This is a genomic window from Nocardia anocheti, from assembly GCF_029675105.1.
Lineage (GTDB): Bacteria > Actinomycetota > Actinomycetes > Mycobacteriales > Mycobacteriaceae > Nocardia.
Genome location: NZ_JAQQFV010000003.1, coordinates 298953 through 321804, shown reverse-complemented (window position 1 = coordinate 321804; position 22852 = coordinate 298953). Strand labels below are relative to the sequence as shown.

General features: G+C 70.9%; 22 protein-coding genes. 11 read left to right on the top strand and 11 right to left on the bottom strand.

Annotated features, from left to right (window positions below; translation table 11 throughout):
* The first annotated feature begins 29 nt into the window (after positions 1–29).
* Positions 30–581, top strand: a complete 552-nt coding sequence (locus QC180_RS08990) for a hypothetical protein (protein WP_278262172.1) — start codon at positions 30–32, stop codon at positions 579–581.
* Positions 582–586: 5 nt separating this feature from the next.
* Here the strand turns inward: QC180_RS08990 and QC180_RS08985 are convergent, their stop codons facing one another.
* Positions 587–1291: a hypothetical protein gene (locus QC180_RS08985; RefSeq protein WP_278262171.1), complete on the bottom strand. Its 705-nt coding sequence runs from the start codon at positions 1289–1291 to the stop codon at positions 587–589.
* A gap of 263 nt (positions 1292–1554) precedes the next feature.
* Here QC180_RS08985 and QC180_RS08980 point away from each other — a divergent pair, with 263 nt between their 5' ends.
* Positions 1555–1902, top strand: a complete 348-nt coding sequence (locus tag QC180_RS08980; RefSeq protein WP_278262170.1) for a hypothetical protein — start codon at positions 1555–1557, stop codon at positions 1900–1902.
* Here the strand turns inward: QC180_RS08980 and QC180_RS08975 are convergent.
* Positions 1899–2528, bottom strand: coding sequence for a TetR/AcrR family transcriptional regulator (locus QC180_RS08975; protein WP_278262566.1), 630 nt, complete (start codon positions 2526–2528; stop codon positions 1899–1901). The genes QC180_RS08980 and QC180_RS08975 overlap by 4 nt on opposite strands.
* A 139-nt stretch (positions 2529–2667) precedes the next feature.
* On the opposite strand from QC180_RS08975, the gene QC180_RS08970 reads away from it, so the two are divergent.
* Complete coding sequence (locus tag QC180_RS08970; protein ID WP_278262169.1) at positions 2668–4098, top strand: SDR family NAD(P)-dependent oxidoreductase; 1431 nt, start codon at positions 2668–2670, stop codon at positions 4096–4098.
* A 75-nt stretch (positions 4099–4173) separates the two neighbouring features.
* Positions 4174–4554, top strand: coding sequence for a DUF2784 domain-containing protein (locus QC180_RS08965; protein ID WP_278262168.1), 381 nt, complete (start codon positions 4174–4176; stop codon positions 4552–4554).
* Here QC180_RS08965 and QC180_RS08960 read toward each other — a convergent pair.
* A complete protein-coding gene (locus QC180_RS08960) occupies positions 4535–5287 on the bottom strand; it encodes a thioesterase II family protein (protein WP_278262167.1) in 753 nt (250 codons plus the stop codon). The two genes, QC180_RS08965 and QC180_RS08960, sit on opposite strands and share 20 nt — an antisense overlap.
* Positions 5288–5330: 43 nt before the next feature.
* Here QC180_RS08960 and QC180_RS08955 point away from each other — a divergent pair, with 43 nt between their 5' ends.
* A complete protein-coding gene (locus QC180_RS08955) occupies positions 5331–6719 on the top strand; it encodes a CoA transferase (protein WP_278262166.1) in 1389 nt (462 codons plus the stop codon).
* Positions 6720–6782: 63 nt separating this feature from the next.
* On the opposite strand, the gene QC180_RS08950 is transcribed toward QC180_RS08955, so the two are convergent.
* Positions 6783–7349, bottom strand: coding sequence for a TetR family transcriptional regulator (locus tag QC180_RS08950; protein WP_278262165.1), 567 nt, complete (start codon positions 7347–7349; stop codon positions 6783–6785).
* A gap of 105 nt (positions 7350–7454) precedes the next feature.
* Here QC180_RS08950 and QC180_RS08945 point away from each other — a divergent pair, with 105 nt between their 5' ends.
* From QC180_RS08945 to QC180_RS08935, 3 genes are read left to right on the top strand one after another with little or no spacing between them, the layout of a single operon-like run.
* Positions 7455–8669, top strand: coding sequence for an FAD-dependent monooxygenase (locus tag QC180_RS08945; RefSeq protein ID WP_278262164.1), 1215 nt, complete (start codon positions 7455–7457; stop codon positions 8667–8669).
* Positions 8670–8713: 44 nt separating this feature from the next.
* Complete coding sequence (locus QC180_RS08940; protein ID WP_278262163.1) at positions 8714–9754, top strand: nucleoside hydrolase; 1041 nt, start codon at positions 8714–8716, stop codon at positions 9752–9754.
* Entirely contained in the window at positions 9751–10632 is an 882-nt protein-coding gene (locus QC180_RS08935; RefSeq protein WP_278262162.1) for an amidohydrolase family protein, read from the top strand. The genes QC180_RS08940 and QC180_RS08935 overlap by 4 nt, the downstream gene beginning before the upstream one ends.
* Here QC180_RS08935 and QC180_RS08930 read toward each other — a convergent pair whose 3' ends face one another.
* From QC180_RS08930 to QC180_RS08920, 3 genes are all read right to left on the bottom strand, one after another.
* Complete coding sequence (locus QC180_RS08930) at positions 10633–11673, bottom strand: alpha/beta hydrolase (protein ID WP_278262161.1); 1041 nt, start codon at positions 11671–11673, stop codon at positions 10633–10635.
* Between the two features lie 146 nt (positions 11674–11819).
* Positions 11820–12458 carry a response regulator gene (locus QC180_RS08925; protein WP_278262160.1) on the bottom strand — a complete coding sequence of 213 codons (639 nt, stop codon included), beginning with the start codon at positions 12456–12458 and terminating at the stop codon, positions 11820–11822.
* A complete protein-coding gene (locus tag QC180_RS08920; RefSeq protein ID WP_278262159.1) occupies positions 12455–13606 on the bottom strand; it encodes a sensor histidine kinase in 1152 nt (383 codons plus the stop codon). Before QC180_RS08920 ends, QC180_RS08925 begins: the two co-directional genes overlap by 4 nt.
* A gap of 212 nt (positions 13607–13818) precedes the next feature.
* Between QC180_RS08920 and QC180_RS08915 the strand changes: the two genes are divergently transcribed.
* A complete protein-coding gene (locus QC180_RS08915; protein ID WP_278262565.1) occupies positions 13819–15264 on the top strand; it encodes a multicopper oxidase family protein in 1446 nt (481 codons plus the stop codon).
* 19 nt (positions 15265–15283) lie between these two features.
* Here QC180_RS08915 and QC180_RS08910 read toward each other — a convergent pair whose 3' ends face one another.
* From QC180_RS08910 to QC180_RS08895, 4 genes are all read right to left on the bottom strand, one after another.
* Positions 15284–15619 carry a hypothetical protein gene (locus QC180_RS08910; protein ID WP_278262158.1) on the bottom strand — a complete coding sequence of 112 codons (336 nt, stop codon included), beginning with the start codon at positions 15617–15619 and terminating at the stop codon, positions 15284–15286.
* A 171-nt stretch (positions 15620–15790) separates the two neighbouring features.
* On the bottom strand, positions 15791–16879 hold the full coding sequence (meaB, locus tag QC180_RS08905) for a methylmalonyl Co-A mutase-associated GTPase MeaB (protein WP_278262157.1): 1089 nt from the start codon (positions 16877–16879) through the stop codon (positions 15791–15793).
* Between the two features lie 31 nt (positions 16880–16910).
* On the bottom strand, positions 16911–19175 hold the full coding sequence (gene scpA, locus QC180_RS08900; protein WP_278262156.1) for a methylmalonyl-CoA mutase: 2265 nt from the start codon (positions 19173–19175) through the stop codon (positions 16911–16913).
* Positions 19175–21046, bottom strand: a complete 1872-nt coding sequence (locus tag QC180_RS08895; protein ID WP_278262155.1) for a methylmalonyl-CoA mutase family protein — start codon at positions 21044–21046, stop codon at positions 19175–19177. Before QC180_RS08895 ends, scpA begins: the two co-directional genes overlap by 1 nt.
* A 102-nt stretch (positions 21047–21148) precedes the next feature.
* Between QC180_RS08895 and QC180_RS08890 the strand changes: the two genes are divergently transcribed.
* Entirely contained in the window at positions 21149–21835 is a 687-nt protein-coding gene (locus QC180_RS08890; RefSeq protein ID WP_278262154.1) for a TVP38/TMEM64 family protein, read from the top strand.
* Between the two features lie 51 nt (positions 21836–21886).
* Entirely contained in the window at positions 21887–22831 is a 945-nt protein-coding gene (locus QC180_RS08885) for a glycoside hydrolase family protein (RefSeq protein WP_278262153.1), read from the top strand.
* Positions 22832–22852 lie beyond the last annotated feature (21 nt).

Genomic DNA, 22852 nt, shown 5'->3' with positions numbered 1-22852 from the left:
CCCCGTTCCCCTGCAGAAAGGCACGACCCATGCTCACCCTCGATCGCAGCCACCTCGTCGACTGCATCACCGCCCGCCTCGCCACAACCGAATCCCCGCGCCAGCGCACCATGCTCGAACGCATGCGGGTGCACGCGGCCGCCGAACGCGACGGCGATCTGGACACCCTCGTCGGCACCCTCGGCGAGCAGACAAACTATCACTTCTGGGAACTCAGCGGCGATGTCGGCCCGAAGACCCGCGCGGGCGTCGCCGAGTACTACCGCAACCTAGTGGAGAACAACGGGCACGTGCTGGAGTTCCACTGCGAGCGAATGGTGGTCGACGATCACTGCATCGTCATCGAGGGCGGGCTGACCATGATCCAGCCGGGCGCGCTGATGGTGCAGCATCCGATGGCGGCCCAGTTCGCCGAGGCCGACAAGAACTACCTGCTGCGGTTGCGCAATGTGATCTTCTGGTCCTTCGACGAGGACCTGATGATCATCGGCGAGGACTCCTACAGCGGTGGCCCGATCGAGATGCGCGTGCTCGCCGACGACGAGCTGCCCGCCGAATTCGCCGCCCTGCGGCAGCCCTGAGCGGTCTATTCCGTCCAGAGCACCCAGGTGGCCGCGCCCGCCTTACCCTCGCAGACCAGCGCGTGATCGTCGGAGGTGCGTCCCGTCTTGTCGACCGACGGGTCGCATCCGGTGCCCACGGCGTAGTACGACCCGGACACCTTGAACGGCCCCGACCACGCGTACACGCCGTCCTTGCGCAGGCACAGCAGTGTCGCGCCGTCCGCCGTGACGCCGAGCAGGCCCGCCTGCTCGGCCGCGCACGGACCGCCCTTCAGCACCGGCGTGTTCGCGGCGGGGGTCGGGCTGGCCACCGGCATCTCGCCGGTGGCCACCGGCGTGCCGTGCGCGGAGACCACCGGCGTGGGCGCCGTCGTCGACGCGGTGGTCTGGGCGAGGTTCGGCAGCGACACGTCGAAGCCGCCGAACACGGCCAGCCCCACCGTCGCGGCCGCGGCGACCTCGGCGGTACCGAGCAGCAGCGCCAGCACCGCGATTCCGCGTCCGCGCGGATGCCCGAACGAGAGCAGCCCGAACACGATCGCGATCGGGAACAGCAGCACCAGCGCGGCCGCCAGCGCCACCATGGCGTACGGGTTCACCCGCGGCAGGTCGGCCTGACGTCCCCCGTGACCGTCGTCGGTGCTCGCGTGCGGCCAGCGCTGGCCGTTCCACCGGCGATCGTCCACGTCCTCCTCGGGGTCGTCGTCCCATTGCTCGTACCGTGCCATCAACCCCGGGTCCCTCTGTAGAAATCTGTCCCCGGCGTCGCGAACGGGCCCGCTCGCGACGCCGGGTTACGCGACGAGGATAGGGACTGGTGACCGGAGAGTTCAGCACAACCGGCAAATGTGTAGGCGCGGGCACACCCCGGGTGGCGGGGGCATGGACCCGGGTAACGAACCGGCAAACCCCTTTGCCCGACCAGCGGGTCCGGGTCCATGCTGGTCATCAGGGGGACCAGCGCGCATCCCTAGATCGCGAGGAGGACCCCATGTCCGAGAGCACCCCTTCGGCAGACCAGCGCGCCTGGCACGCGCAGGCGGGCGATCTGCTGGCCGACGACTACAACGTGCCGGGCATCATCGCCTGCGCGATCGGCGTCGTGGGACTGGCCTGCACCCTGGTCGCCGCGGGCTCCGGCAATATCGGCTGGGCGATCGTGGGCGGGATCGGCACGGCGGTGTTCCTGCTCGGCGGCGCCGCGGCGCTGCTGTTCGAGCACCGGCGCGAGCAGCACATCGAGGTGGCCTACGGTCGCAGCGGGCACGCGCCCGGCCATCGCGGGCCGCAGCGCTACAGCGTCCGCGACATCGAGATGCCGCCGGGCCGCGAGCGTTAGCCCCGCACGACCGGCATCGTCTCGGTCATCACCGTCAGCAGGGTGTCGGCCAGCAGCCGGTGCACCTGCTCCCTGGTCAGCGTGCCGCGGGTGATCCACTCGCGACCGGCCACCTTCACCATGCCCGCGTAGGCCAGGATCAGCGCGCGCAGACGCGCGTCGTCGGCCATGTCGGCGCGGCCGATCATCATCAGCATGCGTTCGGCGGCGGCGTCGTCGGCCTGGTCGAGGATCTGCTGGACTTCGGGGTCATCGCCCACACCTTCGTGGCTGGTGACCTTCACCCAGGTGGTGCCGTGCTCGGCGATGGTGTCGAGCAGCCAGCCCACGATCGCGTCGACCCGTTCACGCGGGGTGCCCTCCGGGATGGACACCTTCTCCGCGCGCGGCAGGGTCACCATGCGACGCACCACCGCCAGGTACAGGTCGCGCTTGTTGCCGAAATAGTGGTTGATCAGGCCGCGCGCGACCCCGGCGCGCTGGGCCAGCTCCGCGGTCGACACCGCCGCGTAGGGGCGTTCACCGAACATGTCGATGGCACAGGCCAGGATCTGGGCGCGGCGCTCGTCGGGTTCGAGCCTGCGCCTGCGTGGCGCGTCTGCGGTGTCGGTCTCCAGCGGGGAAATCGGGCTGCTCCGTCGTGTTCGTCGGGGTGCCGCGCGGTTGCGGCAGCGGCAGACCACGATACCCAGCGGGTACGGCACGCGGCCAATGCGACAATAGAGGGCGCCCACGCCCCCGCACGAAGGAATGCCGCAGTCCCCGATGACCGAGAAGACGATCGATCCGGACGAGTTGGCGACCTGTTTGCGGGTGCTGGAACAGGCCGGGCAGTTGGAGAAGGAACACCCCGATTCGATCGCGGTGCAGCGTGCCGTCGGGCACATGTTCAAAAAGCTCAAGCAGCGCCGCCGCGTCGAGGCGCGCGAGCAGGTCGCCAGTGCCGACCGCGCCGTGATCGCCGCCACCGCCACCGGCTCGCCGCAGCGCATCGACGACGAGACCGCGGGCATCCCGATCAGCTCGACCACCTCCGGCGCGAGCGCGGGCACGCTGCTCAAGGCGCGGCCCTGCTACATCTGCAAGCAGCGCTACACCCAGGTCGACGCCTTCTACCACCAGCTGTGCCCGGAGTGCGCCGCGTCCAGCCACGCCAAGCGCGACGCGCGCACCGATCTGTCGGGCAAGCGGGCCCTGCTCACCGGCGGCCGCGCCAAGATCGGCATGTACATCGCGCTGCGGCTGCTGCGCGACGGCGCGCACACCACCATCACCACCCGCTTCCCCAACGACGCGATCCGCCGCTTCGCCGCCATGGAGGACAGCGCCGACTGGCTGCATCGCCTGCGGATCGTCGGCATCGACCTGCGTGATCCCGCCCAGGTGGTGGCCCTGGCCGACGACGTCGCCGCCCAGGGTCCGCTCGACATCCTGATCAACAACGCCGCCCAGACCGTGCGCCGCTCGGCGGGCGCCTACAGCGCCCTGGTCGACGCCGAGACCGCGCCGCTGCCCGCGGGCACGCTGCCCGAGACGGTCACCTTCGGCAAGACCATGCAGGCCCATCCGACCGCGCTCACCGCCTCGCTGACGCCGTCGCTGTCGGCCGGTGACGTGGCCGAACTCGCCCTGGTGGCGGGCTCGGCGACGCCGGAGCGAATCGCGCGCGGTGTGGCGATCGACGCGGGCGGGCTGGTGCCCGATCTGGCGCACACCAACAGCTGGGTGCAGACCGTCGGCGAGGTGGAGGCCACCGAACTGCTCGAGGTGCAACTGTGCAACTCGGTCGCGCCGTTCATCCTGGTCTCGCGGCTGCGTCCGGCGATGGCCGCGGCGGCGGGCAGGCGCAAGTACGTGGTGAACGTCTCGGCCATGGAGGGCCAGTTCGGCCGCGGCTACAAGGGTCCGGGGCATCCGCACACCAATATGGCCAAGGCCGCGCTGAACATGCTCACCCGCACCAGCGCGCTGGAGATGTTCGAGGCCGACTCGATCCTGATGACGGCCGTGGACACCGGCTGGATCACCGACGAGCGCCCGCACTACACCAAGATCCGCCTGGCCGAGGAGGGCTTCCACGCCCCGCTCGATCTGGTCGACGGCGCCGCCCGCGTCTACGACCCGATCGTGCAGGGCGAGAGCGGCGTCGACCTCTACGGGTGCTTCCTCAAGGATTACCGACCCTCGCCCTGGTGACCCGCGATCCAAGCGATGCCGAACCGGAATGTCGATCATGATTCCGGGCGGCGCGGGCCCACATATCCTGAACACGTGCCGTTCCGGGTGTTGGCCGATCTGATCGCCGTCACCCACGTCGCGTTCATCGCGTACGTGGTCGCCGGTGGTTTCCTGGCGTGGCGATGGCCGCGCACGATCGGCGCCCACGTGATCGCCGTGGCCTGGGGGTTCGGCACCATTCTGATCGGGTTCGACTGCCCGCTGACGCACGCCGAGAACTGGGCGCGCAGGCAGGCGGCGGTGGCCGAACTGCCCGCGAGCGGGTTCATCGATCACTATCTGACCGGGGTGATCTATCCCGACAGCGCGCTCGGTCTGGTTCGGCTGCTCGCGGCGACGGCGGTGCTGGCGTCGTGGATCGGCTACGCGCGCCTACACCACCGGCATCGCCGGATCAGCTCAGGTGCGGTGTGATCGCCTCGGCCACCGCGGCGGGCTGGTCGTCGAGGTAGAAGTGTCCGCCGGGGAAGGTGCGCACGGCGAACTCACCGTCGGTCACCTCACGCCACCGCTCGGCCTGGGCGACCGTCGTCGTCGGGTCCTCAGTGGAGACCAGGGCGAGGACCGGGCAGCGCAGTACCGCTCCGGGCCGCTGCCGGTAGGTCTCCACGGCCTGGTAGTCGGCCCGCAGCGCGGGGAGGACCAGTTCGGCCAGGCCCGGTTCGGTGCGCAGCACGGCCACCGACGCGGGATCGCTGGCGAGGCGTTCGAGATCGTCGATGAGCGCGCTGTCGTCGGCCCGGTGCAGGGTGCCGGTTTCGGGGAAGGAGGGCGCGGGTCGTCCGGAGACGATCAACGCGCGCACCGGCTCTCCGGCCGCGTCCAGGCGCAGCGCGGTCTCGTAGGCCACCGTGGCGCCCATGCTGTGGCCGAACAGCACCCGCTGCGAGCCGGGCCGGGCGAGCAGGGCGGCGGCGATCCGGTCGGCCAGCACGTGCAGGTCGGTGACGAACGGGTCGCCGAGCCGGTCCTGACGGCCGGGATACTGCACGGCGCTCACCTCGACACCGGGGCCGATGTGCCTGCTCAGCGTCCGGTAGTACGGGGCCGAGGCGCCGCCCGGCGGCAGACACACCAGCCTCCGGTCCGGCGACGGCTCCGACCGCAGCACCCGAACCCATTCCGTGGCAGCGCCGTTCACGCCCACGTCACACTCCTCACCCGTCGTCGCGGTCGCTAGGCTGGTCGGGGTGACCGCCGCGCGAGACCTTCTGCACGCCTACGAGACCGGGCTCGGCGTGTCCGCGTCGGACCCCGCCGACGAGCCCGATCCCGGCGCCCGGCTCGCCGCCACGCTACCGGTGTGGGCGCTGGCCGCGGGCTCGGTCGGCGCGGTGCAGGCGGCGGCGAACCGTCTGCGCGCGACGCGGGGACTGCCGAGCGTGCCGGTCCGCCTCGACCCGGACCGGATCGCGGCGGCGTTCTCCAGCGAGCGGCTGTTCCGCCACCGTGACACCGTGCCGCAGATCTTCGCCGCACTGTCGGGCTTCTTCCCCACCGCCGACGGCTGGATCCGCACCCACGCCAACTACCCCCACCACCGGGATCGGCTGGCCGGTGTCCTCGGCCTGCCCGTCGACGCGACCGCCGAGCAGGCCCGCGCGGCCCTGCGCACGGCCGAGGCCGCCGAGATCGAAGCGGTCGCGGCGGCCGCCGGTGCCCTCGCGGTGCGGGTGCGCTCCGAGACCGAATGGGCCGAGAGTCCGATGGGCCGGGCGGCCGCCGAGGGCGCGCTCGTCACGATCGAACGCCGCGACCCGGCGGCGACCGGACCGCGATCCGACGGCGACCGGCCGACCCCGTGGCCCGAACGGCACACGCCGACCGCGTCCGCGCCGCTGCGTGGTCTGCGCGTCCTCGATCTGACACGGGTCCTCGCGGGCCCGGTCGCCACCCGCACCCTGGCACTGCTCGGCGCCGATGTCCTGCGTGTCGATCCGCCCCGGCTGCCCGAGATCGACTGGCAGTTCCTCGACACGTGCCAGGGCAAGCGGTCCACGCTGCTGGATCTGGGCACGGATCTGGCGGGTTTCCAGACTCTGCTCGACGCCGCCGATGTGCTGGTCACCGGATATCGTCCAGGCGCGCTCGCCCGGGTCGGGGTCGGGGCGGCGGGCCGTCCCGGCCTGATCGAGGCGTCGGTGTCGGCGTGGGGCGTCACGGGACCGTGGGGCGACCGGCGCGGGTTCGACAGCCTCGTCCAAGCGACGGCGGGGATCTCGATCCTCGAAGGAAGCGCGGATCAGCCCGGCGCCCTCCCGGCGCAGGCGCTCGACCACGGCTCCGGCTATCTGCTCGCCGCGGGCGTCATCGACGCGTTGGCGGCCCGCGCCGGTGATGGGCTCGGCCGCTCCGTCCGGGTCTCACTCGCGCGCACGGCGTCCTGGCTGCTCGGCGCCGGGGGACGCGATCCGAACCCTCCCGCGCCGACGGCCCCGTCGCCCTCGGCGGCCATCACCCACGGACCGACGACGACAGCGGCGCCCGCACTGGCCGACTACGACGACTACCGGTGGCCCGCACCGCCGTACGGCTCGGCGCAGCCGTTCTGGGTCGACGCGGCGGACCTCCGGCACTGATCGGTCACAGTCCGCGTCGACAGCCCGGAACTCGCGCGCGCAGAGGTTGAGCGTGCGACCCGCTCAGTTCCCTGCGAGCGCCCGGACCGCCGTAGCCAGTTGATCGCCGTCGGGCCCCTCCCCCGGCGTCAGCAACCACAGCACGCCCAGCCCCTGCACCAGCGCGAAATACAGCTGGCCGATGGCGGTGGCCTGACTCTCGTCGAGTTCGGGGTGCGCGGCCCGGACCGAGGCGGCGATGTCGGCGACCGCGCCCCCGAGCTGATCGCCCAGTTGGGCCCGCGCCTCCTCCGAGCGCACGATCCGCACGATGTTCTCCAGGCTGGCCAGCATCGCCTCGTGGTTGTCGGCGAAGACCGTCGGCATCCCGTTCCACAGCTGGGTGAATCCGGCCAGCGGTGACGTCCCGGCGCCCGCGGCGATCAGCGTGTCCATGCCGTCGCCCATGGCGGTGCCGAGCGCGTCCGCGAGCGCCTCGGTGACGAGGCGGTCCTTCGATCCGAAGTGGTAGCCGATGGCGGCCAGACTCACACCCGCGGCCGCGGCGATGTCGCGCGCGGTCGCCTTGGCGACGCCGCGCTCCAGGATCACTTTGCGCGCACCGGCGAGGAGATCTTCTCGATTGCCCATGGTCACCACCCTACCCGAGCGTCTTAGACATTTGTTCTAGACATTCGTGCCAGCCGTGTGTTAGACATATGTCTAAGACATTCGTTCGTCAGATGGGAACACACCATGACCACCACCACCTCCCTGCACGTCCTGGTCTCCGGCGGCGGGATCGCGGGCAACGCGGTCGCACTCCAGTTGCTGCGCAGCGGTATTCGCACCACGGTGGTCGAGCGCGCCACCGCCCCGCGTCCGGGTGGCCAGGCGGTGGATCTGCGCGGGCCCAGCAAGGACGCCGCCGAGCGGATGGGCCTGCTGCCCGCCATCGCGAAGCACCAGCTCGACGAACGCGGCATGTCCTACATCGGCGACGACGGCGAGCCGTACGCGCGGATGGCGATGGAGGACTTCGACGGCGCGGGCATCGTCGCCGATATCGAGATCACCCGCGGCGACCTCAACCAGGTGCTGCTCGACGCGGTCGCCGCCGCCGACACCGGCCTGCTCGACTACCGCTACGGCGAGTGGATCGAGAGCGTCGAGCAGGACGCCACCGGCGCCACCGTCACCTTCGCCGGTGGGAGCACCGAACGCTTCGACCTGGTGATCGGCGCCGACGGCGTGCACTCGGCCACCCGCAGGCTCGTCTTCGGCCCCGAGGAGCGGTTCAGCACCAATCTCGGTGGCTACGGCGCGTTCTTCACCATGCCCAGCCCCGTCGACATCGAGCCGGGCTGGTTCCAGATGCGGATGGTGCCCGGCACGATGTTCGGTCTGCGGCCCGACGGCGACCCGGCCACCAGCAAGGCCATCATGACCTTCCGCACCGAGGTCGACCCGGCCCTGCGCCGCGACACCGAGGCCCAGAAGGCCCTGGTCCGCGCCAAGCTGGCCGACGCGGGCTGGCGCGCGCCGGAGATCGTGGCGGCGATGGAGACGGCCACCGACTTCTACTTCGACGAGGTCGCCCGCGTGGACGTGCCGGAACTGTCGGTCGGCCGGGTCACCCTCATCGGCGACGCGGGCTACTGCGGCTCGCCGCTGACCGGCATGGGCACCGCCATGGCCATCGTCGGCGCCTACATCCTGGCCGCCGAGATCGCCGCCACCCCCGAGGATCTGGCGGGCGCGCAGCAGCGCTACCAGAGCGCGATCACCCCGTTCCTCGACAAGGCCAAGCAGATCCCCGGCGGCAGCATCAAGACGATGCTGCCCAACACCAAGCTCATGGCCGCGCTGGCGAAGGTGAACGTGCGGGTCATGATGTCGCGGCCGATGCGTCCGCTGACCAAGAAGATCTTCTTCGGCCACACCGAGGACTTCGCCCTGCCCACCTACTGATCACCCCGGGCGGGTGGCCGGGTCCGCCCGGCTACCCTCGGTGCGTGCCCCAGAAGATCTTCCTCGACGTCGACACCGGCATCGACGACTCCCTGGCCCTGCTCTACCTGCTGGCCTCGCCCGAGGCGGAGATCGTGGGGGTCGCCGCGACGGCGGGCAACGTCCCCGCGGCGCAGGTCGCGGCCAACACCCTGGCCATCCTGGATCTGGGACGGGCACCGGAGATCGAGGTCGCCCTCGGCGCGGCCGAACCCCTCGCGATCCCGCTGCGCACCACCGAGGACACGCACGGCCCGCAGGGCCTGGGCTACGCCGAACTGCCCGCCTCCCCGCGGCCACTCGCCGCGCGCACGGCGGCCGAACTCTGGGTGGCGACAGTGCGCGCGTCACCCGGGGAGGTGATCGGGCTGTGCACCGGCCCGCTGACCAATCTCGCGCTCGCTCTGCGCATCGAACCCGAGCTCCCCCGGTTGCTGCGCCGCCTGGTCGTGATGGGTGGCGCGTTCAACCATCCCGGCAATACGACCCCGACCAACGAGTGGAACATCCACGTCGATCCGGAGGCCGCCAAGGAGGTGTTCGACGCGTTCTCGGCGGCACCGGCCGACCGGCGGCCGATCGTGTGCGCGCTCGACATCACCGAGACCATCGAGATGCGTCCCGAGCATCTGGTGTCGCTGGCCGAGGCCGCGGGCAGTCTGCCGCTCGAGCCGGTCGGGCACGGTCATCCGCCCGAATGGCGTTCGGCGGCCACCGATCCGATCCTGCGGTATCTCACCGACGCGGTCCGCTTCTATTTCGATTTCCATCACCTCTACGACCTGGGCTATCTGGCGCACATGCACGATCCGTTCGCCGCCGCCGTCGCCCTGGACCCCGAGCTGGCCACCACCCGTCCCGCGACCGTCGACGTCGAGCTCACCGGCACGCTCACCCGCGCCACCACCGTGGCCGACTGGGCGGGCATGTGGGGCCGGGAACCCAATGCCGACATCGTGATCGGCACCGATCCGGCCGTCTTCTTCGATCGTCTCGTCACCCGCGTCGGCGCCCTGGCCCGCCGCCTGAGCCAGGAGCCCGCATGACCGTCGATACCGCCACCTATCTCGCCGAGTTCCGCCGTCGCCTGGAGCTGCCCGCGATCGTCGACGTGCACACCCATTTCATGCCCGACCAGGTGATGCGCAAGGTGTGGGCCTACTTCGACGCGGCGGGCCCGCTCACCGGCAAGCCGTGGCCGATCACCTACCGCGACGACGAGCAGGTCCGCTTGAAGACCCTGCGCGAGTTCGGTGTTCGCGCGTTCACCTCCCTGGTCTACCCACACAAGCCCGACATGGGCGCCTGGCTCAACGAGTGGACCGCCGAGTTCGCCGCCCGCACCCCCGACTGCCTGCACACGGCCACGTTCTATCCCGAACCGTCGGCGCCGGACTATGTCCGTGAGGCACTGGACCGGGGCGCGCGGGTCTTCAAGGTGCACATCCAGGTCGGCGCGTTCTCCCCGCTCGATCCGCTGCTGGACCCGGTGTGGGCGATCCTGGCCGCGTCACGGACGCCGATCGTGATCCACTGCGGGTCCGGGCCCGCCCCGGGCGAATTCACCGGTCCGGCACCCATCGCCGAACTGCTGCGCCGTCATCCGGCGCTGCGCCTGATCATCGCGCACATGGGCACGCCCGAGTACACCGAGTTCCTCGACCTGGCCGAGCGGTACCCGGACCTGCACCTCGACACCACCATGGTCTGGACCGACTTCAGCGAGAGCGGCGCGCCGTTCCCACCCGCCGAACGCGAGCGGCTGCTGCGCTTCGGCGACCGCATCCTGTTCGGCAGCGACTTCCCCAACATCCCCTACCCGTACGCCGAGGCGATCACCGCGCTGGAGCGGCTCGACCTCGGCCCCGACTGGCTGCGCGGGGTGTGCCACGACAACGCGGCGCGCCTGTTCGAGCTGGACTGATCAGGCGGGCATCTCCATGCCCTCGGCCAGCAGCGGCCAGGAGTTCTTGAACGCCTTCTGCCAGTAGCCCCACGAGTGGGTGCCCTGCGTGGACAGGTCGAAGGTGGCCGGGATGTCGAGTTCGGCGAGGCGGTCCTGCAGGTTCTGGGTGCACCAGTTGGTGGCCGCCTCGATCACCCCACCTACCACGATCTGGTTGGCCAGTCCGACCGGGCCCCAGGTGATCAGGTGCGGGTCGCCGAATTTGTCGTACTCGCCGGGCAGGCCGTTGCCGTTGGAGATGTAGAGCTTGGTGCCGCGCAGCCCCTCGGCGTTGACGACGGGATCATTGGCGGCCCAGGCGGGATCGCCGGGCGGACCGTACATGTTCGAGGCGTTCCCGCCGCCGGTCCCGACGACCACGTTCACGAACTGCCTGCCCACCGGGTCGCTGATCTGGGCGCAGCCGCTGTAGGCGGCGACCGAGCGGAACAGGCCGGGCTTGGCGATGGCCAATTGCAGGATCGAGGTGACCGTCATGGAGTTGGCGGCGATGGCGTTGCGGCCGGTGGTGTGGAACATGGCGTCGATCAGAGTGGGCAGTTCGTCGAGGAAGAAGGTGCGCCACTTGTTCACGCCGAGGGTGGGATCGGGTTCGCGCCAGTCGGTGTAGTAGCTCCAGGCGCCGCCGATCGGCATCACCACATTGACGTTCTTGGTGGCCAGGAAGTCGACGACATCGGTGTTGTGTTCCCAGGTGGCCGTGTCCTCGCCACCACCGGCCCCGTTGACCAGATACAGCGCGGGGCGCGGCACCGAGGCGTCGGCGGGCCGCTGCACCTTCACCGAGACATCGCGGCCCATGGCGGCGGAGTGGATGCGTACCGTCACCTGCCGACCGGAGACCGAGACCACCTCGGCGCGGGACCCGTCGATCGCGATGGCCCGGTTCGCCACGGTGACACCGGGTCCCGGACCTTCGGCGAGCGCCGCGCCGGACACCGCCGGTCCCATCGCCACGAACACCGCTGCCAACGCCGACACCGCGCTGCGGCACCTCATCGATCGAACCTCCAACACCGAAAACAGACCGCTCAGTGCGGTCTGTCACAGTATCGGGCGTGATCACATGATCGTTACCTGTTTCATACCGATTCGTCACCGTCTCGACGACCTCTGTGACGGATCACAAAGGTGTGAGCGAACTTTCAGCGTTCGGTGAGCTTGGAGGCATAGACCGCCAGCCGGACGCGATTGTCGGTGCCGGTCTTCTCCAGCAGATGGGCGACGTGGCTTTTCACGGTGCTCACGCCCAGATGCAGGCGTTCGGCGATCGCCTGATTGCCGTACCCCTGCCCCACCAGGCGGAGCACGTCGTGTTCGCGTGCGGTCAGATCCGCTGGCGGCGCGACGGTTTCGGCGGTGGGCGCTTCGACCGCGCGGGTGATGAGGCGGCGCAGCAGGGCGGGTGAGAACAGCAGGTCGCCGTCGACGGTGCGGCGGATCGCGTCGAGCAGTACCGCGGGCTCGGTGTCCTTGACGAAATAGCCCGCGGCTCCGGCCGCGAGCGCGGGGAGCAGGTGTTCGTCGTCGTCGAAGGTGGTGAGCACGAGGACTTTCGCGCGCGGCGCCGACGCGAGGATCTGCCGGGTGGCGGCGACACCGTCGAGCCCGGGCATGCGCAGGTCCATGACGACGAGGTCCGGCGCGAGTTCGGTGTGGAGGCGGACCGCCTCGACCCCGTCGGCCGCCTCCCCGACGACGGTGAGGTCGGCGGTGTCCTCGATGAGCATGCGCAGCCCGGCGCGGACCAGTCGCTGGTCGTCGGCCAGCAGGATCGTGATCATGTGAGCTCCTCGTCTCGGGCCCGGCCGGGCAACCAGGCCCGCACCGCCCAGCCGTGTCCGTCGGGTCCGGCCGACACCGTGCCTCCGGCCAGGGCGGTGCGTTCGCGCATCCCGACGATCCCGTGCCCGGCGACGGACGCCGCCGCGTGACCGCCGCTGAGGATGTCGACCGCGAGGCCGCCGTCGCGTCCGGCGATCGACACCCGCACCGGCACCGTGGGATCGGCGTGTTTCATGACATTGGTCAGCGATTCCTGGATCAGCCGCAGCAGGGTGAGGCGGGTGATCGCGTCGAGTCCGCCGAGTTCGGCCGTGACCTCGGCGTCGACGGAAAAGCCCGCGGCGCGGGTGCGGGTGAGCGCGGCGGCGATCTCGGTGTCGACCGCGTCGGCGTCGACCAGGGCGACGGTGCCGAAGGCCGGGTCGCGCAGGGCCGCGAGCAGGCGGCGGATGTCGGCGAGGGCGGCCGCGGCGGTCGCGCGGACGTCGTCGAGGACGGCGACCACGCGCGGGTCGGCGTCGCGCACGACGTGTCCGGCCACCGAGATCCGCAGGATGATCGAGGCGATGTGGTGGGCGACCACATCGTGGAGTTCCCTGGCGAGGGCGCCGCGTTCGTCGACGCGGGTGCGGGCCTCGGCCTCGGCCGCGCGCAGCCGCAGGTTCTCCGCGAGATCGCGTTGTCCACGCAGATACAGCCCGAGCAGCAGCGGCAGACCCACGTAGGCCGCGGCCTCGACCACTGTGGACGCGCGGCCGATGGAGGCGTCCTCGTGCAGTCCCACCCGCCCCAGCACCACCGCGACCGCCCACCCCGCCGTGGCCACCCAGACGATCCATGCGCGGTGGGTGCGCGCGAGAACGTCGACCAGCGCGATCGCCCCCAGATACGGCACCAGGCCGGACACGCCCCACGCCGGTGTCCGCAGCATCGGCACCGCCAGCGCCGAGAGCAGCAGCGAGGTGACCAGCGGCCACCGCGCCCCGGCGAGGAACACCACGCCCGCCGTGAGCGCCAACGCCCAGTAGTGCGCGGGCACCCGGTACTGCCCCGGATACGTGCTGGCCAGCAGCAGGATCGGGATGACCACCAGCGGCAGCACACGCAGCAGCGACCGCGGGATACGGCGGGACGGGGTGTCGATCACGCCCCCACGGTAGGTGACCCGACGACCCGATCCCTGCGCTAGCACGCCGTCGGCGCGTCCGCAAGGGCCGCGCGGGCGCAATCCGGGCGACCAGGCCCGGCCGCACGGCGGAGTTCTCGGCGTCGCCCCTGGTCCAGGCTGGAATTCCGATCCCCGAACTGTCCGCACACGAAGGAGTACGCGTGGTCTCGCGACGAGGATTTCTCACCGGCATGGTCCTGGCACCGGTGATCGCCGCCACGGGCTGCGCGGTCCGCACCGGCGCACCCGCCGGGACCACGCGGCCGCTGCCCATTCCGCCGCTCGCCGTCCCGGTCGTCGGTGCCGACGGGGTGCGCCGGTTCGGTCTGCGGGCTCAGCCGGGCGCTACCGAGATGGTGCGCGGGTCACGGACACCCACCTGGGGTTACAGCGGCGACGTCCTCGGCCCGACCCTGCGTGCCCAGCGCGGGGACCGGGTCGCGGTCACCGTCACCAACGCGCTCCCCGAGGCCACCTCCGTGCACTGGCACGGCATGCACGTGCCCGCCCGATGGGACGGCGGTCCGCATCAGATGATCGCGCCCGGCGCGACGTGGTCACCGGAGTGGACGGTCGAGCAGGCCGCCGCCACGCTCTGGTATCACCCGCATCCGCACGGTGCCACCGAAAAGCATGTCCAGCGGGGGCTTTCCGGGTTCTTCCTGATCGACGACGAGGACGCCGACGCCCTCGGTCTCCCGCACGACTACGGCGTGGACGACATACCGCTGGTCGTCCAGGATCGCCGGTTCACCCCCGGCGGCGCGCTCGACGAAGCCGACACCACCGATGTCGGACTGCTCGGCGACACCATCGTCACCAATGGCATCGCGGATGCGCACCTCGACGTCACCACCGAGCGGGTCCGGCTGCGCGTCCTCAACGGCTCCTCCGGACGGCTCTATCGGCTCGCCTTCGCCGACGGCCGCGCCTTCGACCTGATCGGCACCGACGGCGGACTGCTCCCGAAACCCGCGCGGCTCACCGACATCCAGCTCAGCCCCGGCGAACGAGCCGAGATCGTGGTGACGATGACGCCCGGCGAGAACGTCACGGTACGGTCCCTGCCGATCATCGTGCGCGCGGGCATCGACCGGGCGCGCGAGTTCGGTTTCGACGACACCTTCGACATCCTGACCCTGCGCGCCGCCGAAACCCTGCGCCCCGCACCGGCTCTGCCCGCGACGCTGGCCCCGATGGTGCCCCTGGTCGCCGCGAACACGGCGCCGACCCGGTCCTTCGAGCTGCGGTGGTTCATGATCAACAACCGCCGCATGGACATGAACCGCATCGATATGACCATCCCGCTCGACACCACCGAGGTCTGGACGGTCCGCAACAGGGACAACTGGCCGCACAACTTCCACATCCACGATGTCCGGTTCCAGGTCGTGGCGGTCGACGGCAACCCGCCGCCTCCGCCCCTGTCCGGCTGGAAGGACACCGTCTACACCGAACCCCACCGCACCTACACCCTGGCCATGCGCTTCACCGACCACGCCGACCCCACCTTCCCGTACATGTACCACTGCCACCTCCTGCACCACGAGGATCAGGGCATGATGGGCCAGTTCCTCGTCCTGGCGCCGGGCCAGCAGCCCGCGCCCATGGACATGAGCGGCATGAGTCACGGCTGACCGGCGCCCCCTGGGCAGATCAGGCCCAGGCCGCGGGCTTCAGGCGGAGGCGGGTGAGGACCAGGGCGCACACGGTCAGTGCCGTGAAGGTGCGCTTCCAGAGACGGATCACCGCCTGTTCGAGGATGATGCCGATGCGGTCGGCGCAGGTCCTGGCTTCGGCGACGGCCATCCGGTCGTCGACGAGGGCGGGGTCGCTGATGATCTCGTCCAGGCGCAGGCCCGCGATGGCCTGGTCACGGGTGAGCGGGCATTCGGGGAGCCAGGTGAGCCGCCAGCGGCCGTCGTCACCCAGCGTGGCGTACTCGGGGGTGCGATCGCTGCCGATCGTTCGGTCCCGGTGGAAGATCGCCATGAGTGCCTCCTCGACCGCAGGCTGTCACTTCCACCCTCCACGGTCCACGAAATCCACCGCAGGCAACAGCTGGCAAATTTCACCAGCGCGGTCTATCATCCGCCTCAGCTGGTAAAACGTCCGATCATAAGCTGGATACTCGGCCGCGGTCGAGCTCGCCAGCAAACCGATTCAGGAGTCGAAGGCTTCCAGGATCTGCTGCGCGGCGAGGGCCGGAGTGAGCGTGCCTTCGCGGACGGCGGCCTCCACCTCGGCGCGGACCTCCTTGACGGAGGGATTGTCCGCGAGGCGGCGCAGGATCTGGTCGTGCACCATGGTCCAGGTCCAGTCGACCTGTTGCCGACGACGCTTCTCGGCGAACTCCCCCGCGTCGGTGAGGACCCGGCGATGTTCCAGGACGGTGTCCCAGAACTTGTCCAGCCCTTGGCCTTCCAGCCCGCTCATGGTGAGCACCGGTGGGCGCCACAGGGCGTCGTGCGGATGGATCAGACGCAGCGCGCCCTGCAGTTCCCGCGCGGCGCTCTTGGCCTCCATCTCGTGCTTGCCGTCGGCCTTGTTCACCGCGACCAGCTCGGCCAGCTCCAGCACACCCTTCTTGATGCCCTGCAACTGATCTCCGGTGCGGGCCAGGGTGAGGAAGCAGAACACGTCGACCATATTGGCGACGGTCACCTCGGACTGGCCGACTCCGACGGTCTCCACCAGGATCACGTCGTAGCCCGCGGCTTCGAGCAGCACGATGGTCTCGCGGGTGGCCTTGGCGACACCGCCGAGTGTGCCCGCGGTGGGCGAGGGCCGGATGAAGGCGTCGGCCTCCAGCGACAGCCGTGCCATGCGGGTCTTGTCCCCGAGGATGGACCCGCCGGTGCGGGTGGAGGACGGGTCGACCGCGAGCACGGCCACCCGGTGCCCCTTGCCCAGCAGGTACATGCCCAGGGCGTCGATGAAGGTCGACTTGCCGACGCCGGGCACACCGGTGATGCCGACGCGGTTGGAGACCACCGTGCCCGGTTCGGTGCCCAGCTCGAGCAGCAAGCGCTGGGCCAGTTCCCGATGATCGGCGCGGGTCGACTCCACCAGGGTGATCGCGCGGGCCAGCGCGGCGCGCTGCCCGGTCCTGATCCCCTCGGCCAGGGCGCCGACATCGATCGCGCGGACGGCCGTCGGCACGGCGCGGCCCTCGTTGCGCGGGGCGCCGACACCCGCGGTGGTGCCGAGCCGGGGGTGCGCGCCCCCGGTCGCGTGTGCGGCCTCACTCATGCTGTGCCCCTCCGGTCCGGGCGCTGACCGCTCATTCCGGGTTTCCGCCGCCGATCTCGTGGCCGAGCGACGTGCCCAGCTTACGCAGCAGATCGATCGCCGCGTCGGCGATGACGGTGCCGGGCGGGAAGATCGCAGCGGCGCCCGCCTCGTACAGCTCGTCGAAGTCACCGGGCGGGATGACCCCGCCGACGATGACCATGATGTCGGGGCGCCCGACATCGGCCAGCGCCTGCCGCAGCGCGGGCACCAGCGTGAGATGACCCGCGGCCAGCGAGGAGACGCCGACGATGTGCACGTCGTTGTCGGCCGCCTGGCGCGCCACCTCTTCGGGGGTCTGGAACAGCGGGCCCACATCGACGTCCATGCCCAGGTCGGCGAACGCGGTGGCGATCACCTTCTGGCCGCGGTCGTGACCGTCCTGGCCCATCTTGGCGACCAGGATGCGCGGGCGACGACCCTCGGCCGCGGCGAATTCCTCGACCAGTTCGATGGCCGCGCCGATATTGGAGGCCTTGCCTGCTTCGTCACGGTACACACCGGAGAGCGTACGGATTTCGGCCTGATGGCGGCCGTAGACCTTCTCGAGCGCGTCGGAGATCTCACCGACGGTGGCCTTGGCCCGGGCGGCCTCGATGGCCAGCGCGAGGAGGTTGTTTTCCATGCCGCCCTCGGTCGCCGCGGCGGCGCGGGTCAGGTTGGCCAGCGCGGCCTCGACGGCGACCGAATCGCGTTCGGCGCGCAGCCGTTCCAGCTTCTCGATCTGCTCGGCGCGCACGCGCGAGTTCTCGACCTTGAGGACCTCGACCTGCTGGTCCTCTTCGACCTGGTACTTGTTGACGCCGATCACCGGCTGCTGCCCGGTGTCGATGCGCGCCTGGGTGCGCGCGGCGGCCTCTTCGATGCGCAGCTTCGGAATGCCCTCCGAGATCGCCTGCGCCATCCCGCCGTGCGCCTCCACCTCGGCGATGTGCGCGCGGGCGCGTTCGGCGAGCTGGTGGGTGAGCCATTCCACGTAGTACGAGCCACCCCACGGGTCGATCGGACGGGTGGTGTTGGACTCCTGCTGGATCAGCAGCTGGGTGTTGCGGGCGATGCGGGCGGAGAAGTCCGTCGGCAGGGCGAGGGCCTCGTCGAGGGCGTTGGTGTGCAGCGACTGGGTGTGGCCCTGGGTCGCGGCCATCGCCTCGATGCAGGTGCGCGCCACATTGTTGTAGGCGTCCTGCGCGGTGAGCGACCAGCCCGAGGTCTGCGAATGGGTGCGCAGCGACAGCGATTTCGCGCTCTTGGGCTCGAACTTGGAGACCAGCTCGCTCCACAGCAGACGCCCGGCGCGCAGCTTGGCGACCTCCATGAAGAAGTTCATGCCGATGGCCCAGAAGAACGACAGGCGCGGGGCGAACTTGTCCACGTCCATGCCCGCCGCGATCCCGGCGCGGATGTATTCGACACCGTCGGCCAGGGTGTAGGCCAACTCCAGATCGGCGGTCGCACCGGCCTCTTGGATGTGGTAGCCGGAGATGGAGATGGAGTTGAACTTCGGCATCTTCGCGCTGGTGAAGGCGAAGATGTCGGAGATGATCCGCATGGAGGGCTTGGGCGGATAGATGTAGGTGTTGCGGACCATGAACTCCTTCAGAATGTCGTTCTGAATGGTTCCGGCCAGCTGCTCGGAGGTGACGCCCTGTTCCTCGGCGGCCACCACGTAGAGCGCGAGAATGGGCAGCACCGCGCCGTTCATGGTCATCGAGACCGACACCTGATCCAGCGGGATCTGGTCGAAGAGCTGGCGCATGTCCAGGATCGAGTCGATGGCGACACCGGCCATGCCGACGTCGCCCTGCACGCGCGGGTGATCGGAGTCGTAGCCACGGTGGGTCGCCAGGTCGAAGGCGACCGACAGACCCTTCTGGCCCGCCTGCAGGTTGCGGCGGTAGAAGGCGTTGGAGTCGGCGGCGGTGGAGAAACCCGCGTACTGGCGGATGGTCCACGGCTGGTTGACATACATCGTCGGGTACGGACCGCGCAGGAACGGCGCGACGCCGGGCACCGTGTCGAGCGGATAACCCTGCGCGACCACGGCATCCCGGTCGGCCTTGGTGAACACCGGCGGCACGTCGATACCCTCGGGGGTCGACCAGACCAGCTGTTCGGGGGTGGTGTGGTTGGCCGTGGCGGCTCCGGCCACGAACTCACGCACCTGCTCGGCGTCGACGGCGGCGGCCTCGGGCGCGTGCTCGGTCAGCGGCACCTCGGCGAAACTGCCGACGACGTGCTCGATATCGGATGTGGTCATCAGGCTCCCACCTTCTCCAGCAGCTGCGACAGCACCGCGACCGCGTCGATGCGCAGGGTCAGATAGCCGTCGGGCAGCTGCGTCTCGCTGTACTGTGCGACCGATTTCTCCGGTCCGGCCAGCAGCACGGTCTCGACACCAGCGTCGCGCAGGGCCGCCACCGCCGCACCGGCCTGTTCGCCGTAGCGCTTGTCGGCACCGCAGAGCACCGCGATGCGAGCGCCGGATTCCGTCGCGGCGGCGGCGATGGCGTCCACGGCGAGCGGGCCGGGATTGACCGACTCGATCCCGCCGGAGGCCAGCACGTTCGCGGTGAAAATGGTGCGCGCGTTGTGTTCGGCGACCGGGCCCAGCGGCACGATCAGCGCCTTCGGCCGGGCGCCGGTGGCGGCGAGGAAGGCGTCGGAGCGGTTGCGCAGGGTCTCGAACGCGGCGCCGTAGCGCGGGTTCTGGCCCGGCTCACGCGCCTGCTCCGACAGCGGGGTCTCGGCCAGGTTGGGGAACTCGTTGACGCCGGTGACCGCGCTGCGGCGATGGGCCACATCGGCGGCGCGGGTGGCGGCGGTCTCGGCGATCCGGGCGGCCAGCACACCGGAGTCCAGGGCGGCGAGGTAGCCGCCCGCGGTCTCGAGCTCCTGCATGAACTCCCACGCCTTGGCGGCGAGTTCGTCGGTGAGCGCGTCGACGTACCAGGACCCGGCGGCCGGGTCCTGCACGTGGCCGAGGTGGGATTCCTCGAGCAGCAGCAGCTGGGTGTTGCGGGCCATGCGCTGCGAGAACGTCGTCGAGACGCCCAGTTCACCCGGGGGCAGGGCCGAGTCGAAGGGCAGCACAGTGACCGAATCGGCGCCACCCACGCCAGCGCCGAAGGCGGCCAGGGTGGTGCGCAGCAGGTTCACCCACGGGTCGCGCTGGGTCATCATGGCGGCCGAGGTGATCGCGTGCTGGGGCGCGGCGCCGAAGGCGGGAGCCCCGCACACCTGGGCCACGCGGGCCCAGAGGCGCCGGGCCGCACGGAATTTCACGATGGTGGCGAACTGGTCGTCGGTGGCGGCGAAGCGGAATTCGAGCTGACCGAACGCGTCGGCGATGTCGACTCCGGCGCCGGTGAGCAGGCGCAGGTAGGCTAGACCGGCGGCGACGGCGGCGCCCACTTCCTGCGCGTCGGCGGCACCGGCGTTGTGGAAGGCGATGCCGTCGACGGTGAGGGCGCGCACGGTCTCGGTGCGGGCGATCGCGCGGGTGGCCAGGGCGAGGGCCGCGGCCTGGTCGATGTCCTCGGCGCCGGAGAACGCGCTGGTCAGCGGGGCGGCGCCGAGGCCGACCCGGATCTGCGCGCGGTCGGCGACCGAGTAGCCGTCGAGCACCTCGAACACGCGCTCGGCGGCGTCGACGGTCGCGGCACCGGCGACGAGCGTGAGCGGGGCGAGGTCGAACAGCAGGCCGCGCAGGGCGACCGGGATGCCGTCGAGGGGCACACCGTAGGTCCCGACGCCGAGCGCGACCGCGCTCACGCCGTTCTCCAGGCCGGTCATGATCGTGCGGTGGGTGGCCTCGGCGTCGGCGTCCCCGGCGAAGGCGCTGACGAACCAGCCGCGCTGCGGGTCACGGGTGGCCTCGCCACCGCGGACATAGGGGAAGGCGCCGGGCAGCGGCTGCTCGGGCAGCTCGTCGCGGCGGGTGTAGAGCGGGGCGACGGTGAGCCCGTCATAGGTGGTCTCGTCGAGCAGATGCTCGGGTTCGTCGGGCAGCTCGGAGGCCTCGACCCGGCGTGCTTTGGCCAGCACACCGGCCACACCCTTGCGCCATGCGGGGTACTCGGGCACCGGATCCGGTGCGAGCCCGGCCCCGGACTCTGAACCATTCGGCATAGCTGCGTTCTCTCTTCCATTCGACGACCGCGCCACGATGCTATCTGTGACACCGTGTCAGCCCTCTCGGGCCATCCCCTACCGGCCGGTACGCTTACCCGGGTGTCCCGACTGATCCGCTCCCCGCGCCTGCTCCTGGCCTTGGCCGGGGTGGCCGCGCTGTTCGTGGTGGCGATGCTGGTCCCGCTGCCGGGGCCGCAGCAGATCCGGGACTGGGCCGGGGGCGCGGGTCCGCTGCTACCGGTGTTGTTCTTCCTGTTCTACGCCCTGGTCGCGGTGGCGCCGGTGCCGCGCACGGTGCTCACGGTGACCAGCGGCGTACTGTTCGGCCCGGTGCTCGGTTCGCTGCTGGCGCTGACGGCGACCGGGGTGAGCGCGACGATCGCGCTGCTCGGGGTGCGGGTGCTCGGCCGGGAGCGGGTCGCGGCCCATCTCACGCATCCGGCGGTGCGCGCGATCGACGCGCGACTGGCCCGGCGCGGCTGGCTGGCGGTGGCCGCGCTGCGGCTGATCGCGCTGGCGCCGTTCTCGATCGTCAACTACTGCTGTGGGCTCTCGTCGGTGCGGGTGCTGCCGTATCTGGTCGCCACCGTGGTGGGGTCGGCGCCCGGCACGGTGGCGACGGTGGTGCTGGCGGGGTCGCTGGCCGGGGACACCCATCCGGTGGCCGTGACCGTTTCCGCGATCTGCCTGTCGATCGGCGTGATCGGGCTGTTCGTCGACGCCCGCATGCCGGTCGAGGGCGAGTCCGTCGACCCCGCGACCGAAGCGGTGGCCGTTACCCGCTGACCCGGCGCGCCTGCCTCGTCCGCCCGCCGTCCGACCGGATAATCCCCGGTCATGGCGATCATCGTGGGGCGCAGGTCGGTTCTCACCCTGCTCGCCGGGCTGCCGCTGCTCGCGGCGGGCCCGGTGCGCGCGCAGTCCTCGCTCGGACCCGGGGTCGGCCCGGAACCGGATCGGGTGCCGCTGCGCTACACCATGACCGGTTTCCGCGCCGACGACGACCGCGTCCTCGCGGTGTACGAGTCCTTCGACGGCACCGAGTTCACCCCCGTGAGCGAGCACGCCTTCACGCCCCCGACCGGGCTGGTCCGCGATCCCAGCGTCCTGCTGCACGCCGACGGCCACTACTACCTCACCTACACGATCGCCGGGGACGCCACCGCGATCGGCATCGCCCGCAGCCGCGACCGGATCACCTGGACCTTCCTGGCGAACGTGCCGATGCTGGTCGCGGGCCGCCTCGAGGGCGCCTGGGCGCCGGAGTGGTACGCCGACGCCGCAGGCCGCGTCGGCATCATCGTCTCGCTGACCTGGGGGCACGGCTTCACCCCGCACCTGCTGATCCCGCTCGACGCCGGACTCACCCAGTGGGCGCCGCCGCTGCCGCTGCTGGGCCTCGGCCCTACCGGGCCGGGCTCGCTGGGCTACATCGACACCACGCTCGCGCGCCGGGACGGGCGGGTGTTCGCGTTCGTGAAGAACGAGGACACCAAACTCATCGAGCTGGCCGTGGCCGATCGCCCGCTGGGGCCGTACACCCTTCTCGCGCGCGGTGACTGGGCGGGCTGGGGCGGCCCCCGCGAGGGTCAGTCGGTGGTGCGCCTGCCCGACGGCGGCTACCGCCTCTATCTCGACGCCTACACCGAGGGCCGCTATCTCATGAGCGACAGCTATGACGGCTTCCGGACCTGGACCCCGGCGCGCGAGGTGCCCGGCCTGTCCGGCGCGGTCCGCCACGGCACGGTGCTCGCCGAATACGGTGGCTCCGACCCGGCGTGACCGGCCGGTGCGCGCGAAAAG